This is a genomic window from Microlunatus sp. M237 (assembly GCF_056896895.1).
This window is the reverse complement of the sequence record NZ_JBXHBL010000002.1, coordinates 45,220-59,863: the sequence shown is the minus strand read 5'-3', so window position 1 is coordinate 59,863 and position 14,644 is coordinate 45,220. Positions and strand designations below refer to the sequence as shown.

17 protein-coding genes and 1 pseudogene are annotated in these 14,644 nt (G+C 68.5%); 10 read left to right on the top strand and 8 right to left on the bottom strand.

The features are described 5' to 3' along the window. Window positions 1–6: 6 nt before the first annotated feature. The 6 genes and pseudogenes from sufC to AC1XX3_RS06470 form a co-directional block, all read left to right on the top strand. The gene (gene sufC / locus AC1XX3_RS06495) at window positions 7–789 is read left to right on the top strand and encodes a Fe-S cluster assembly ATPase SufC (RefSeq protein ID WP_483320274.1); all 783 of its coding nucleotides are present in this window, start codon (window positions 7–9) and stop codon (window positions 787–789) included. Between the two features lie 122 nt (window positions 790–911). Beyond that, window positions 912–2,150: a cysteine desulfurase gene (locus tag AC1XX3_RS06490; RefSeq protein WP_483321152.1), complete on the top strand. Its 1,239-nt coding sequence runs from the start codon at window positions 912–914 to the stop codon at window positions 2,148–2,150. Next, window positions 2,147–2,605 carry a Fe-S cluster assembly sulfur transfer protein SufU gene (gene sufU, locus AC1XX3_RS06485; RefSeq protein WP_483320273.1) on the top strand — a complete coding sequence of 153 codons (459 nt, stop codon included), beginning with the start codon at window positions 2,147–2,149 and terminating at the stop codon, window positions 2,603–2,605. Before AC1XX3_RS06490 ends, sufU begins: the two co-directional genes overlap by 4 nt. Then, window positions 2,602–2,997, top strand: coding sequence for a metal-sulfur cluster assembly factor (locus tag AC1XX3_RS06480; protein ID WP_483320272.1), 396 nt, complete (start codon window positions 2,602–2,604; stop codon window positions 2,995–2,997). Before sufU ends, AC1XX3_RS06480 begins: the two co-directional genes overlap by 4 nt. Before the next feature lie 479 nt (window positions 2,998–3,476). After that, window positions 3,477–5,075 (top strand): ABC-F family ATP-binding cassette domain-containing protein, encoded by a 1,599-nt coding sequence (locus tag AC1XX3_RS06475; RefSeq protein WP_483320271.1) that lies wholly within the window; start codon window positions 3,477–3,479, stop codon window positions 5,073–5,075. Between the two features lie 287 nt (window positions 5,076–5,362). Further along, a pseudogene (locus AC1XX3_RS06470) lies at window positions 5,363–5,500 on the top strand (helix-turn-helix domain-containing protein); the annotation flags it as partial. Here AC1XX3_RS06470 and AC1XX3_RS06465 read toward each other — a convergent pair. Both AC1XX3_RS06465 and AC1XX3_RS06460 read right to left on the bottom strand, forming a co-directional pair. Beyond that, window positions 5,440–6,096, bottom strand: coding sequence for a hypothetical protein (locus tag AC1XX3_RS06465; RefSeq protein ID WP_483321185.1), 657 nt, complete (start codon window positions 6,094–6,096; stop codon window positions 5,440–5,442). The pseudogene AC1XX3_RS06470 and the gene AC1XX3_RS06465 sit on opposite strands and share 61 nt — an antisense overlap. 36 nt (window positions 6,097–6,132) lie before the next feature. Beyond that, on the bottom strand, window positions 6,133–6,390 hold the full coding sequence (locus AC1XX3_RS06460) for a hypothetical protein (RefSeq protein WP_483321184.1): 258 nt from the start codon (window positions 6,388–6,390) through the stop codon (window positions 6,133–6,135). Between the two features lie 51 nt (window positions 6,391–6,441). Here AC1XX3_RS06460 and AC1XX3_RS06455 point away from each other — a divergent pair, with 51 nt between their 5' ends. Further along, window positions 6,442–8,349 (top strand): ABC transporter ATP-binding protein, encoded by a 1,908-nt coding sequence (locus AC1XX3_RS06455; protein WP_483320270.1) that lies wholly within the window; start codon window positions 6,442–6,444, stop codon window positions 8,347–8,349. Here AC1XX3_RS06455 and AC1XX3_RS06450 read toward each other — a convergent pair. Beyond that, a complete protein-coding gene (locus AC1XX3_RS06450; protein WP_483320269.1) occupies window positions 8,321–9,166 on the bottom strand; it encodes a methyltransferase domain-containing protein in 846 nt (281 codons plus the stop codon). The genes AC1XX3_RS06455 and AC1XX3_RS06450 overlap by 29 nt on opposite strands. A 5-nt stretch (window positions 9,167–9,171) precedes the next feature. Continuing rightward, window positions 9,172–9,933: an SDR family oxidoreductase gene (locus tag AC1XX3_RS06445; protein WP_483320268.1), complete on the bottom strand. Its 762-nt coding sequence runs from the start codon at window positions 9,931–9,933 to the stop codon at window positions 9,172–9,174. A gap of 73 nt (window positions 9,934–10,006) precedes the next feature. On the opposite strand from AC1XX3_RS06445, the gene AC1XX3_RS06440 reads away from it, so the two are divergent. Beyond that, the gene (locus AC1XX3_RS06440) at window positions 10,007–10,447 is read left to right on the top strand and encodes a GNAT family N-acetyltransferase (RefSeq protein ID WP_483320267.1); all 441 of its coding nucleotides are present in this window, start codon (window positions 10,007–10,009) and stop codon (window positions 10,445–10,447) included. A gap of 30 nt (window positions 10,448–10,477) precedes the next feature. Here AC1XX3_RS06440 and AC1XX3_RS06435 read toward each other — a convergent pair whose 3' ends face one another. After that, window positions 10,478–10,903: a VOC family protein gene (locus AC1XX3_RS06435; RefSeq protein ID WP_483320266.1), complete on the bottom strand. Its 426-nt coding sequence runs from the start codon at window positions 10,901–10,903 to the stop codon at window positions 10,478–10,480. A gap of 99 nt (window positions 10,904–11,002) precedes the next feature. Between AC1XX3_RS06435 and AC1XX3_RS06430 the strand changes: the two genes are divergently transcribed. Further along, on the top strand, window positions 11,003–11,995 hold the full coding sequence (locus tag AC1XX3_RS06430; RefSeq protein WP_483320265.1) for a helix-turn-helix transcriptional regulator: 993 nt from the start codon (window positions 11,003–11,005) through the stop codon (window positions 11,993–11,995). Between the two features lie 93 nt (window positions 11,996–12,088). Here AC1XX3_RS06430 and AC1XX3_RS06425 read toward each other — a convergent pair whose 3' ends face one another. Next, on the bottom strand, window positions 12,089–12,688 hold the full coding sequence (locus tag AC1XX3_RS06425) for a class I SAM-dependent methyltransferase (protein WP_483320264.1): 600 nt from the start codon (window positions 12,686–12,688) through the stop codon (window positions 12,089–12,091). A 94-nt stretch (window positions 12,689–12,782) separates the two neighbouring features. On the opposite strand from AC1XX3_RS06425, the gene AC1XX3_RS06420 reads away from it, so the two are divergent. Beyond that, window positions 12,783–13,397 (top strand): GNAT family N-acetyltransferase, encoded by a 615-nt coding sequence (locus tag AC1XX3_RS06420; protein ID WP_483320263.1) that lies wholly within the window; start codon window positions 12,783–12,785, stop codon window positions 13,395–13,397. Window positions 13,398–13,422: 25 nt separating this feature from the next. Here the strand turns inward: AC1XX3_RS06420 and AC1XX3_RS06415 are convergent, their stop codons facing one another. Both AC1XX3_RS06415 and AC1XX3_RS06410 read right to left on the bottom strand, forming a co-directional pair. Further along, entirely contained in the window at window positions 13,423–14,223 is an 801-nt protein-coding gene (locus tag AC1XX3_RS06415) for an SURF1 family cytochrome oxidase biogenesis protein (protein ID WP_483320262.1), read from the bottom strand. A 62-nt stretch (window positions 14,224–14,285) separates the two neighbouring features. After that, on the bottom strand, window positions 14,286–14,558 hold the full coding sequence (locus AC1XX3_RS06410) for a DUF6457 domain-containing protein (protein ID WP_483320261.1): 273 nt from the start codon (window positions 14,556–14,558) through the stop codon (window positions 14,286–14,288). Between the last annotated feature and the right edge of the window lie 86 nt (window positions 14,559–14,644).

The following is a 14,644-nucleotide window of genomic DNA, read 5'->3' as shown; positions in this document are numbered from 1 at the left end:
AGCCAGATGTCCACACTCGAAATCCGCGACCTGCACGTATCCGTTGACACCGAGGCCGGCGCCAAGGAGATCCTCAAGGGCGTCGACCTCACGATCCGCAGCGGCGAGACCCACGCGATCATGGGGCCGAACGGCTCCGGCAAGTCGACCCTGGCGTACTCCATCGCCGGTCACCCGAAGTACGCCATCACCTCCGGCTCGGTCACCCTTGACGGTACGAACATCCTCGAGCTGAGTGTCGACGAGCGTGCCCGCGCGGGTCTGTTCTTGGCCATGCAGTATCCGGTGGAGATCCCCGGCGTCTCGGTGGCCAACTTCCTGCGGACGGCCAAGACCGCCGTCGACGGGGAGGCGCCGAAGCTGCGTACCTGGGTCAAGGACGTGAACGCGGCGATGGACCGGGTCAACATGGATCCCGAGTTCGCCAACCGCAGCGTCAACGAGGGCTTCTCCGGCGGTGAGAAGAAGCGGCACGAGATCGTCCAGCTCGAGCTGCTCAACCCGAAGTTCGCCATCCTCGACGAGACCGACTCCGGCCTCGACATCGACGCGCTCCGGATCGTCTCCGAAGGCGTGAACCGGTTCTCCGCACAGGGCGACCGGGGCGTGCTGCTGATCACCCACTACACGCGCATCCTGCGCTACATCAAGCCCGACTTCGTCCACGTGTTCGTGGCCGGCCGGATCGCCGAGCAGGGTGGCGCCGAGCTGGCCGAGCGGCTCGAGGCGGAGGGCTACGATCGCTACGTCCAGGCCGCCAGGGCTGCCGCGGGCGTCGGAGCGGAATAGAGGCAACCATGTCTGACGTGATGCGCGCTGCCAGGTCTGACGACGTGGCGCGCGCTGCGCAGCCACCCGACCTGAGCGGTGGCACGGTGACCCTCGAGCAGCAGGCTGTCGAGGCGGACCGGATCCCCTTCGACGTCGAGCACATCCGGGCGGACTTCCCGATCCTGGAGCGGCAGGTCGACGGGCACCCGCTGGTTTATCTCGACAGCGCCAACACGTCGCAGAAGCCGCGCGTCGTGGTGGAGGCGATCGAGGACCACTACCTGTCGCACAATGCGAACGTGGCCCGCGCCATGCACCTGCTGGGCGCGGAGGCGACCGAGGCGTTCGAAGGTGGCCGGACCGCGATCGCGGAGTTCATCGGTGCTCCCAGCGCCGACGAGGTCATCTTCACCCGTAACGCCTCGGAGGCACTGAACCTGTGCGCGCACACGCTCGGGGCGGCGCTGAAGCCGGGCGATGAGATCGTCATCTCGGTGATGGAGCATCACTCCAACATCGTGCCGTGGCAGCTGCTCGCGCAGCGCAGCGGTGCGTCGTTGCGCTGGTTCGACGTGACGGACGAGGGCCGGCTCGACCTGGACGCCGCGGCGGCCGAAGGGCTGATCAACGAGCGCACCAAGATCGTCTCGCTCACCTATGTGTCCAACGTCCTCGGCACCGTCAACCCCATCACCCAGATCGCCGCTGCGGCCCACGCCGTCGGCGCGACCATGGTCGTCGACGCCTCCCAGGCGGTGCCGCAGATGCCGGTGGACGTACGGACCCTCGGCGCCGATCTGGTGGCCTTCACCGGTCACAAGATGGTCGGACCGACCGGCATCGGCGTGCTCTGGGGTCGTTACGACCTGCTGGCGGAGCTGCCGCCGTTCCTCGGTGGTGGAGAGATGATCGAGATCGTCAAGATGACGGGCTCGACCTACGCCGCACCGCCTCACCGGTTCGAGGCAGGTACGCCACCGATCGCCCAGGCCGTCGGCCTTGGCACAGCGGCTCGCTATCTCAGCGAGATCGGCATGGACGCCATCGCCGCCCACGAGGCGGAGATCACGGCGTACGCCCTCCAAGGCCTGCAGACGATCGACAGGCTGCGCATCATGGGCCCATCCGAACCGGTGGATCGAGGCGGTGCCATCTCGTTCACGCTGCCGGACGTGCATCCGCACGACATCGCGCAGATGCTGGACTCCAGGGGGATCGCCGTCCGCGGTGGCCATCACTGTGCCCGTCCGCTGCACGAGCGGTTCGGGATCCAGTCCTCGACCCGGGCCTCGTTCTATCTCTACACGACCACGGCGGAGATCGACGCGCTGGTGGAAGGTCTCGGCTACACGGCCCGCTTCTTCGGAGGTGGCCGATGAAGGTGGAGGAGCTCTACCAGGAGATCATCCTGGATCACTACCGCGCCAAGCACCACAGCGGCCTGCGCGACCCGTACCAGTCGCAGGTGCACCACGTGAACCCCAGCTGCGGCGACGAGGTGACCCTGCGGGTGCACCTCGACGGCGACACGGTGTCCGACGTCTCGTACGACGGGGTGGGCTGCTCCATCTCCCAGGCCTCGACGTCAGTGATGTCGGACCTGGTGATCGGCCGTCCGGTCGAGCACGGCCTGGAGCTCCACGAGGAGTTCCTCACCCTGATGCAGGGGCGTGGACAGGTCCAGCCCGACGAAGACCGCCTCGAAGACGGCATCGCCTTCGCCGGCGTCGCCAAGTTCCCGGCCCGAGTGAAGTGTGCCCTGCTGGGCTGGTCGGCGTTCAAGGACGCCGTCATCCAGGCCCGGGGCGTCAGCAACCAAGGAGACAAGCAATGAGTGAGCTCGAAGAGCAGACCCGTCCATCCGACCTGGTGCGCGACGAGCTCCCCACCGAGGTGGCCGGTCCGGCTGCCGGGTCGGGGCCGTCGATCGAGGACGTGACCGAGGCGATGAAGGACGTCGTCGACCCGGAGCTCGGCATCAACGTCGTCGACCTGGGCCTCGTCTACGGCTTGCACCTGGATGAGGCCAACTCGCTGACGATCGACATGACCCTGACCTCGGCAGCCTGCCCGCTGACCGACGTGATCGAGGACCAGACGAACACCGCCCTCGAGGGTCTGGTGTCGGGTGTGGCGATCAACTGGGTCTGGATGCCGCCGTGGGGGATGGAGAAGATCACCGACGACGGGCGTGACCAGTTGCGTGCGTTGGGGTTCAACGTCTGATTGTTCGTTTGGTTCGTGTTGGGTGGCTGGGTGGCTGGGTGGCTGGGTAGCGCTGGGCTGGTGGGTGTGGGGTGCTCAGCAGCCATCCGCCCGTCGCAAGCTCCGGGCTCCCGCCAGACCCGTCCACGCTGAGCACCCCACACCCACCAGCCCAGCGCCGCGTTCGGCTTCGCCATCACCGGTGCTGAGCGGGCTGCTCCTCAACTGGTTCGCCTGGGGGACCGGCGCATGGGATCATGATCCGTCGGCGTGGACAAGACCGTTAAGCCGCACCGCTGACACCCCACCACATCCTTCAGGCCGCACGCTGTCCGCGGAGGTGAGGTATGGGGGTTCGGGCGGCTGGCGTGGCGGGCCTGGCGGGAGCCCGGAGCCTGCGGAGGGCGGATGGTAGCCGGCCGCCCGAACCCCCAGACCTCGCCGGCAGTAAACCCAAAGACGCAACAAGCAAGACAAGCAGAAGCAAGGGAAGTAAGACCATGTTGGTCGTTCGTGATGTCGAGGTGCGCGCGGGTGCGCGCCTGTTGCTGGAGCACGTCTCGTTCCAGGTGGCTCCGGGCGACAAGGTGGGGCTGGTCGGGCGCAACGGTGCCGGCAAGACGACGCTGACCAAGATCTTGTCGGGGGAGGCGCAGCCGGCGTCGGGGAGCATTACGCGGACCGGCGACATCGGCTATCTGCCGCAGGATCCACGGACGGGCGACCCCGACGTGCTGGTCAAGAACCGCATCCTCAGCGCCCGCGGCCTGGACACCGTCGTCGAGCGGCTGCGCAAGGCCGAGATGGCGATGGGCGACGAGTCCGACGAGATCCGGGACAAGGCGATGGCCCAGTATGCGCGGGCCGAGGCCGAGCTGGCCTCGGCCGGTGGCTATGCCGCTGAGGCCGAGGCCTCGCGGATCGCGAGCAACCTGTCGCTGCCCGAACGGGTGATGCACCAGCCGCTGCACACCCTGTCCGGTGGCCAGCGCCGGCGGGTTGAGCTGGCCAGGATCTTGTTCTCCGGGGCGGAGACGCTGCTGCTGGATGAGCCCACCAACCACCTCGACGCCGACTCGATCCTGTGGCTGCGCGGCTATCTGCAGGGCCACAGCGGTGGGCTGCTGATCATCAGCCACGACACGGACCTGCTGGCCCAGACTGTCAACAAGGTGTTCCACCTGGACGCGAACCGCGCCGAGATGGACGTCTACGCGATGGACTGGCGACGCTATCTGCAGCAGCGCGAGACCGATGAGAAGCGTCGCCGCCGGGAGCGGCAGAACGCTGAGAAGAAGGCCGGTCAGCTGATGACCCAGGCCGACAAGATGCGCGCCAAGGCGACCAAGGCCACGGCGGCCCAGAACATGGCCAAGCGGGCCGAGCGGCTGATGGCCGGGCTCGAGGCCGAGCGGGCCCAGGACAAGGTCGCCAAGATCAGGTTCCCCGATCCCGCGCCGTGCGGCAAGACACCGCTGACCGCCAAGGACCTGAGCAAGAGCTATGGGTCGCTGGAGGTCTTCACCGGCGTCGACCTGGCCATCGACCGGGGCAGCCAGGTCGTGATCCTCGGTCTCAACGGTGCCGGCAAGACCACCCTGCTCCGCATCCTCGCCGGGGTGGAGGAGTCCGACACCGGTGAGGTGCTGCCCGGGCACGGCCTGCGCGTCGGCTACTACGCACAGGAGCACGAGACCCTGGACGTCAGCCGGTCGGTGCTGGAGAACATGAAGACCGCAGCCCCGCAGCTGAACGACACCGACGTCCGCAAGGTGCTGGGCTCGTTCCTGTTCTCCGGTGACGACGTGGACAAACCGGCCGCGGTGCTCTCGGGTGGGGAGAAGACCAGGCTCGCCCTCGCCTCCCTGGTCGTCTCCAGCGCCAACGTGTTGTTGCTCGACGAGCCGACCAACAACCTTGATCCGGCGTCGCGCGCCGAGGTGCTGCAAGCGATCCGCACCTACGCCGGCGCGGTGGTGCTGGTGACGCACGATGAGGGTGCCGTGCTGGCGCTCGACCCGGACCGGGTGCTGCTACTGCCCGATGGCGTCGAGGACCTCTGGACCCCCGACTACGCGGACCTGGTCACCCTCGCCTGACCTGTGCGGACGTCCCGGCGGGGCTCCCGGGTGCTGATCATCGCGGTCGGCAGCAGTTGATCATGGTGAAGAACTATCGCGGCGTCGTCATATCTGGACAATGACCACCCTCTGGCGGAGCTGCATGCCGGTCGTCGCCGGACCCAGACCTACTGATCATGAAGCAATCCCGCCAAACGGGGTATCAAAGGTGCTACAAAGGACGAAGAAGGATGATCTTGTAGGTCGGTCATCGTCGCACGGAGTCGTCGAACCCTCGCGGACGACTCACGATATCGGAGGCAGACGTGGCCAAGGTACTCACCAAGGGCTCCCGGATCACCGGCGCTCAGCGCGACAGCTTGGCGAAGCAGTTCGCCAAGCGCTACGCCACTGGCGAAAGCATCCGCAAGATCGCCGAGGATGCCGGCAGGTCATTCGGGTTCGTCCACGGAGTGCTGAAGGAGTCCGGCGTCGCGCTCCGTGGCCGGGGCGGGGCGACCCGTGGGGTCAAGAAGACGGCTGGCCGCGGTGGGCGGGCCACCGGGGCGACCAAGAGCACCGGCAAGTCCGCCGCCACGGCAACGCCGGCCAAGAAGACCGCCACCAAGGCCGCACCCGCGTCGACATCCGCTGCGAGCAAGGCGACAGCGAAGCGTGCCGCGAAGTCGAGCGCCAGCTCCGCCGCAGCCAAGACCGCGGCGACCAAGAAGTCCGCGGCCAAGTCGAGTGCGACCAAGAGCGCCGCCAAAAAGACAGCCACCACGAAATCCCCCGCTACCAAGACTTCCGCTACCAAGACTTCGGCGACCAAGACTGCGGCCACCAAGACCGCCGCCAGGACGACCGCCAAGAAGACCTCGACGGGCAGGGCGGCTCCAGCCAAGGCCTCGGCCAAGAAGGCCTCGAGCACCAGATCGACGTCCACCGCGGCAGCGCCGACCAAGACGGCAGCCAGGAAGGCGTCGGCGACGTCGGCCTCGGCAAGGTCGACGACGAAGGCAGCGGCCACGAAGAGCGCCGCGAAGAAGACGCCCGCCACCAAGAGTCCGGCCCAGAAGAGTCCGGCCCAGAAGAGTCAGGCCCAGAGGAATCCAGCCCAGAAGAGTTCAGCGCAGAAGAGCGCGGCCACCAGAACCACGGCGGCTAAGGCGCCGGCCAGGAAGGCCTCGGCAGCCAAGACCTCAGTGTCCAAGACCGCCGCCAAGAAGGCCCCCGCCACGAAGAGCGCCCGCAAGCGCTGAGCCAGCCCAGCCCAGCCCGAGCCCGGACGTACGAAACGTCCGGGCTCGGTCGTGTGCGGGGTGGAATGCCGCGGGGTGGGGCGGAGTTGCACCACCGGGTACGGTCGAGAGGCTCCGTACCCCCGAGCCCCGAGGAGGCGCCGATGTCGATGATGCGTGCTGGTGGCGGCCAGATGATGCGAGGCATGTCCCGTGACCCCGAGCTCAGCCGCCACAAGCTGTCACGTGGCGTGCTCCGCCGGGTGTTGCGGTTCGCGCAGCCCTACCGCGGCCTGCTGGTGGTCTTCATCATCTTGGTGGCGATCTCCGCGGCGCTGGGCGTCGTGCCGCCGCTGCTGTTCCGCCAGATCATCGACGCCGGGGTGCTGGCCGGTGACCGTCGGGTGGTGATCACCCTGGCCATCGTGGTGGCCGTGCTGGCAGTCGCAGAGGCAGTGCTGGGCATTGTCCAACGTTGGTGCTCGGCGAAGATCGGTGAGGGTCTGATCTTCGACATGCGGACCCGTGTCTTCGATCATGTGCTGTCGATGCCGGTGGCCTTCTTCACCCGGACCCAGACCGGCAAGCTGGTGTCGCGCCTCAACACCGATGTGATCGGCGCTCAGCAGGCCTTCACGACCACCCTGTCGACCGTCCTGTCCAATGTGATCAGCCTGGTGCTCGTGCTGACCGCCATGCTGGTGCTGAGCTGGCAGCTGACCCTGGCCGCCCTGATCATGCTGCCGATCTTCTTGATCCCGGCCAAGCTGGTCGGCACCCGGCTGGCCACCTTGACCCGCGACCAGATGCAGCTCAACGGCGAGATGTCGGCCAACATGACCGAGCGCTTCAGCGTCAGTGGTGCCCTGCTGGTGAAGCTGTTCGGCCGCCCGGTCGAGGAGCACGACCGCTTTGCCGAGCGCGCCGCGGCGGTACGCGATACGTCAGTGAGGATCGCCCTCACCGGTCGCTTGTTCATGACCTCCCTGGGCCTGGTGGCGGCCCTGGCCACCGCGCTGGTCTACGGCGTCGGCGGTGTGTTCGCCGTCGAAGGCACCCTGACGGTGGGCACCCTGACCGCGCTCGCGGCGCTGCTGGTCCGACTCTACGGTCCGCTGACACAGCTGACCAACTTGCCGGTCGACGTGATGAGCGCACTGGTCAGCTTCGACCGGGTGTTCGAGGTGCTCGATCTCAAGCCGATGATCGCCGACGCCGACGATGCCGTACCGGTCACCGGCCCGGCCTCGGTGGAGTTCGACGGTGTCTCCTTCCGCTATCCCAGCGCGGACGAGATCTCGCTGGCCAGCCTCGAGTCCGTCGCCTCGGCCGACCAGCGCCGCAACGAGACGGTGCTCCAGGACATCACCTTCCAGGTCGAGCCAGGTCAGACCGTTGCTCTGGTGGGTCCCTCCGGGGCGGGCAAGACCACCGTCACGCACCTGATCGCCCGGCTCTACGACGCCACCGGCGGCGAGGTGCGAGTCGGTGGCGTGGACGTACGCCGACTGCAGCTGACGTCGCTGCGGGAGACCGTCGGCTACGTCACCCAGGACGCTCACATGTTCCACGACACGATCGCGGCCAATCTGGCGTACGCCCGTCCCGACGTGACCGAGGAGCAGATGATGGCTGCGCTCGAGGCGGCCCAGATCAAGAACCTGGTGACTGCATTGCCGGACGGACTGAACACCGTGGTCGGGGAGCGGGGCTATCGGTTGTCGGGAGGCGAGCGGCAGCGGCTGGCGATCGCCCGGCTGCTGATCGCGGCGCCGCCGATCGTGGTGCTGGACGAGGCCACCGCCCACCTGGACTCCGAGTCGGAGGTCGCGGTGCAACGCGCTCTCGACCAGGCGATGCAGGGGCGGACCAGCATCGTGATCGCGCACCGGCTGTCGACCGTCCGTCATGCCGATCTGATCGTGGTGGTCGACAAGGGCCGGGTGGTTCAGACCGGGCGGCATGTCGAGCTGCTGGCTGCCGGCGGACTCTACGCCGAGCTGTATCGGACCCAGTTCGCCGAGACGCTGGAGGACTCCGGCCTCATGCCGGTCGAGCCGTCCACACGCTGACCCGGACGGCGACGTCCACCTCCGCGAGGGCGTCTGGATCGGCGCCGGACGAGGTCTGCTGCGGGTCGTGGGCGCCGTGGAAGGCGTTCGGACCCATGCCGATCAGGTCGGCCAGCGCGGCCCTGTCCAGCAGCAGGGGGAACCGGACGCTCGCCGCAGTGGCGGGGGTGAACCACGGCCGGAGGGCCTGCTCCAGGCGCTCGGCCTTGTCCTCCTCCACGGCCAGCAGACCCAGCTCAGTGCGGAGTCGGTGCAGGTGGTCGGGTTCGGGGTGCGCCACCACGAGTGAACCGCCGGCCGTGAGCACGCGGGCGAAGTCGGCCGGATTACGCGGCGCGAAGACGCACACGACGGTGTCGACCGCCCCGTCGGCCAGGGGCAACGGCTGCCACACGTCGGCCACGACGGCACCCATCCTGGGGTGCGCTCGCGCCGCGCGCCGCGCCGCCGGCACGGACACATCCAGCGCCACACCACGCGCGGTGGGGCAGGCGTCGAGCACCCGGACGAGGTAGTAGCCCGTGCCGGCGCCGCACTCCAGGACCGCGGCGGGGTGGCTGTGGGCGACGGCCTGCACCACGGCGTCGGCCACGGGTGCGTAGTGTCCCGCGCCGAGGAAGCGGTCCCGCGCTTCCACCATGGCCGAGGTGTCGGCGTTGCGTGGCTGACCACCGCCGAGCAGGTTCAGATAGCCCTGGCGGGCCACGTCGTACAGATGACCGTTGGCGCAGCGGACCGACCGAGTGTCGTCGGTGATCTCGTATCCCGTGGAGCAGCGCGGGCAGACCAGCAGGTCGAGGACTGTGGTGATCGACACGCCGGTCACAGGCTCCGCAGCGACCCACCTTCGACCGGGATGACGCAACCGGTCAGATACGAGGCGGCCGGCGACAGCAGGAAGGCCGCCACCCGGCCGAACTCCACCGGCTGGCCGTAGCGGCCGAGGGGAATGGCGGCGCGGGCGGCGGCTTGCGCCGCGGCCGGGTCACTGGCCAGGGAGTCGAGGTGTCTCACCCGCTCGGTCTCGATCCGGCCGGGCATCAGGCCCACGACGCGGGTTCCCTGGGGTCCGAGCTCGTCGGCAAGCTCCTTGACCAGCATGCCGAGGCCGGGTCGGAGCCCGTTGGATGTGGCGAGACCCCCGATGGGCTGCTTGACCGACGCCGACAGCACCCACGCAATGGCCAGGTCCTCGGCGGTCCCGAGCTCGACCACGCTCCGGGTGACCCGCAGGGCGGCGAGGAAGACCGAGTCGAACGCGCTGCGCCAGTCGTTCTCCGTGGTGCCCAGCGCGCTCCCGGCCGGTGGACCGCCCACGCTGACCAGGGCGCCGTCGAGCCGCCCCCAGGTGTCGAGACCCAGCTGTGCAGCGGTCTGGGCGGCGCCCGGGTCAGCGAGGTCGGCGGTCAGCGCGACGGCCCGGTCGCTGCCGAGCGCGTCGACCACCTCGGCGAGCACGTCCTCACGGCGGGCGACCAGCACCACCCGGGCGCCTTCGTCGACCAGCTGCTCAGCGCTGGCACGCCCAAGACCCCCACTGGCGGCGGTGACGACGAACACCCGATCGGTCAGTCCAAGATCCATGGTCGCGATCCTGCCACACCGGCACTGGACTTAATCGATGGTGGGTTCGGGTGGACTGGGCCACGCTGGGGTGGTGATTGACTCCCTGACCTTTCGCTGGCGCGATCAGATCGCGGACCGCGAGATGATGGATCTCGTCGCGTCGCACGGTGGCGACCCCTGCCCTGGATGGTGGTCTCGGGTCAGCCAGCACAGCCTCGGCTGGGTCAGCGCGCGGGAGTCGGGCGGACTGCTGGTCGGCTTCGTCAACGTGGCCTGGGACGGTGGCGACCATGCGTTCCTGCTCGATCCGAAGACTCGCGGCAGCCACCAGCGCCGCGGAATCGGCCGCGAGCTGGTGCGCCGCGCCGCCGATGCCGCTCGAGTCGCGAACTGCGAATGGTTGCACGTCGACTTCGAGGCGGAGCTCGCTCCGTTCTATTTCGGAGCCTGCGGCTTCGTCGAGACAACCGCAGGTCTCATCCCGCTGCAGTCAGAGCCGGTTCCGCGGGTTCACCTGGTCGCGTCCGACTAGGCCCTTGGGCTCGGTTCAGCGCTGTGCCGATCAGGCCGGGTCGTAGGCGACGGCGACGTCGAGCACCCAGACCACGCCGAACCGGTCCCTCACCATCCCGTAGGCCGGTGAGAAGAAGGACGGCGCCAGCTCTTCGATAACCGTCGAACCATCGACGAGCCGGCCCCAGAGCTCGGTGATCTCCTCAACCGAGTCGCCCCGTACGGAGACGAAGATCGACTTCTCGCCCTGGTCGTAGGCGAGGCTCGTGGGTACGTCGTACGCCATGATCTGGAACCCGTTCTGCCCGATGACCTGGCCGAACTTCACCTGGTGAGCCTCGTCGGGCAGCTGCACGCTGTGGGCGTCCTCGTTGGTCACCATGACGAGCTGGCCGCCGAACACGCCGTGATAGAAGCCCAGCGCTTCCCGGGCCTGGCCGCGGAAGTTGAGGTGGGGGGTGGTGATGACAGTCATGACTGCTCCTGTTCTGATGCCGGGCTGGTCCCGACTTACGAGAACTATCGCCGCACTAGAGGACAGGATGTGTCCTCTACCACCGCTAGATTTGGCCATATGACGACAACCTCCTCGCGACTCCTCGTGCTGCTGTCGTTGCTGCAGAGTCGCCGGGACTGGCCGGGGCAGGTCATCGCCGACCGTCTCGGCGTCACCCCACGTACGGTGCGGCGCGACATCGACCGCCTGCGGGAGATGGGGTATCGGGTCGAGGCGATGAAAGGTCCGGACGGCGGATACCGGCTCGATGCCGGCGCGGAGCTGCCACCGCTGCTCTTCGATGACGACCAGGTGGTCGCCCTCACCGTCGCCCTGCAGGCCGCCACGGCCGCCGGGGCCGGCGTGGAGGAGGCCGCGGTGCGGGCCCTGACGACCATGCGCCAGGTGATGCCCGCGCGCCTGCGGCACCGACTCGATGCGCTGCGGTTCACCACTCTTCGAAGCGACGCGGGTCCGCGCTCGGACGCGGCCTCGCCTGCGGTGCTGGTCGCTGTCTACGCCGCGATCCGGGCCGGCGAGGTGCTGCGCTTCGACTATGCGAGCCAGCCGCCCGACGGCGCGGTAGCGCCGGCGCCGCCGCGCCGGGTGGAACCGCATCACCTGGTGACCTCGGATGGACGCTGGTATCTGGTCGCCTGGGACCTCGACCGCGACGACTGGAGGATCTTCCGAGCTGACCGCCTCACCCCTCGCACGCCGACCGGCCCGCGCTTCGCCCCGCGCCAGCTGCCCGCCGAAAGCGTGCGCGACTTCGTGGCTGCGCGATTCAAGGGATCGGAGCGCGACGACGCTTGGCCGTGCACCGGCAAGGTGATCGTGCACCGACCGGCCAGCTACGTACGTGCGTTCGCCGGCGACGGCGTGGTCGAGGAACTCGGTCCTGACCGGTGCAGCTATGAGACAGGGTCATGGTCGTGGGTGGCGCTGGCTGCGTCGCTCGGTCGCTTCGACGCGGACATCGAGGTCATCGGCCCGCCTGAGCTTGCGGCGGCCTGCGGACAGCTTGCTTCCCGCTACAGCGCGATCGCGTCCAGGTCTGCTGCCCGCTGACAGCGGTGCTTATAGGCCGAGAAGTCGGCGTGTCCGCCGTCACACGCCACTCGACCTCCGTCGCGATGATGTCCTGACACCTGTGGCGAAGTACTACGCCCCAGAGACGAAAGCCATCGCTACGTAGCGTTCGTCCGTGATCGGCCCGCCCCAATAGTCAGGGTGGCTCAAACTCTCGGTCGTGGCGTCATAACCAGCTGCCTGGAGCAGGACTGAGGTCTCATTCGCAGTGAGACCCGCGCCTGTCGACCATCGACCTTCAATCAGTACGAGCCTCCCGCCAGGGCGCAGCAGGTTGGCCCAGGTTCTCAGCGCAGCAGCCGGGTTCGGAAGGGCCCACAGCAGATGCCGGCACAGCACGACGTCGTAGCGGTGCGGCTCCAAGGGCGGGTCCGCGGCGTCACCGCTGCGGAAGGTGACGTCGGCGCGGTGGCTGGCCTTCGCCCGAGCTGAGGTCAGCATTCGCTCGGAGAAGTCGACACCGTCGACCTGATGGCCCAGCTCCGCAGCAAGGAGGGCGAGGCTGCCGGTGCCGCAACCGAGGTCGGCGATGCGCGATCCGGCGGCCGGGAGCACCCGACGCAACAGGGCGGCCCAGATCTGGCGGACCTCGTCACGGTGGAGACCGTGGTCTGGAGCACGATCGAACTTCGCTGCAGCCTCATCCCAGGTCGGCGCGTCGCGCTCGCTCATTCTGGAGACCATAGTGGGCCCGCGGTGGTGCCGGACGCAGGGAGCAACGTCCGGCGCATGCCCGCAGCAGGGCGCTGCTGCAAGGATGGGCCTCGTGGCCGCCATCGCAGACTCGGACGAGGCCGTGACCGTCGTGCCCGCCAATGCAGCGCCCTGGTCGGACGTCCAGCAGATCTTCGGTACGCGAGGTCAGGGCTGTCGCTGCCAGTGCCAGCGCTACAAGCTCCAACCGGGGGAGTCCTTCAGCAGCTTCCCGGTCGAGGAACGCGCGCACCGGCTGCGCATGCAGACCGACGCCGACCATCCCGACTCGGACGTCACCAGCGGCCTGGTGGCGTACCTGGGGGAGGAGCCGGTGGGCTGGGCTGCGGTGGAGCCGCGGACCGCCTACCCGGGGCTCCGTCACAGCCCGGTGCCGTGGGCGATGCGCGATGAAGACCCCGACGACGCGGACGTGTGGGCCGTGACGTGCATCTTCGTCCGAGCCGGCTATCGCAAGCGGGGCGTCAGCCGGGCGTTGCTGGCGCAGTGCGTGGACTTCGCTCGCGACCGCGGTGCCGCTGCACTCGAGGGCTATCCGATGATCACCAGCCGGGCCATAGCGGAGGAGCTCCACGTCGGGGTGGCGAGCGTGTTCACCGGCGCCGGCTTCACCCAGGTCAGCTCCCCGACGAAGCGCCGCGCCGTGATGCGGATCGACTTCAGCTAGCCGGTGCCGCGGGCTCGCCGCGGCATTAGGAGCCGCTCGAGACCTTGGTTCTGGCCTCGGGGTCGGGCCCCACCTCGGGCTGTGCTGCTTGTGCTGCTGCTGCTTCCTGCTCCTCGCGCCGGGCCCGTAGGTCGCCGCGGATGAAGACCACGATGCCCAGTGCGCCGATGCCGGCGAACATGAACCATTGCACGGCGTACCAGAAGTGCGGACCCTCCGACAGCTCGGGCAGCAGCACCGGCACCAGTCCGCCCTGCTGCGGAGGATCGATGGTGATGGCGCCGATATAACCGTCCTTGACCTCGTACGGCAGCACTGTCTGCAGCGAGCTGGAGTTGATCAAGCGGATCTGATTGTCGACCGGGTCGATGGCACCCTTGCGGCCTTTCTCACTGCGACGCACGTGGCCGACCACGGTGACCTCACCCGACGGTGGCGGTGGCGCGACGGCAGGGATCTGTACGCCCTTGTCGACGGGGACGAAGCCACGGTCGACCAGCACCCAGCCGGCAGCGGTCTGCAGCGGCGTCACCACCTCATAGCCGGTGGCGTCACCGTTGCTGCGATAACGGACGACGAACTGGTTGGCGGCGTCGAAGGTGCCCCGGGCCTCGACCCGCTGCCACTGGTCGGACTCGTGGATCGGCTTGGTGAAGACCTCGGCGAACGGGCGTACCGGGGCCGCCTCGTTGGTGATCGTGGTGGCGTTACGGCTCTCGCGTTCGGCCAGCCGGCGAAGCTGCCACTCGCCGAGGTTGACGAAGACTGTCCCCAAGACGGCCACGAACACGACCAGTAGCACCCATCGTTTCCACAGCTGTCGCACCCACCCAGGCTAGTCGCTCGGATCCAGGGGCGGCACCGGCGTGGTCGCCGCGGGGCGTCGCGCTAGCTCTCGGGGTGGGTGGAGCCGCGGTGCGCGTCGGTGTCGCCCTGGCGGATGGCCAGCGCCGTTGCCTTGGCAGCCGCGGCGCCCAACGGCGCACCACGACCGACGGCGAGACCGACGAGGAAGGTGGTCAGCGGAGCCGCGGGTCGCTCGATCTCGTGCGCGGCGTCGCGGGCCAGATCCAGCAGGGTGTGGATGGTGTCGTTGTCGAACTGGAGATCATCCAGCTCGAGCTCGGTGGCCAGCGTGGCCAGCCAGTCGTCCAGATCCATCGTGCGCACTCCTCGCTGTCGAGTCGGGGCGATCCCGACGAGATGCCCCCGCCGGGTTCGCCGGCGAGCTGCTTGCGGTCTCCTGA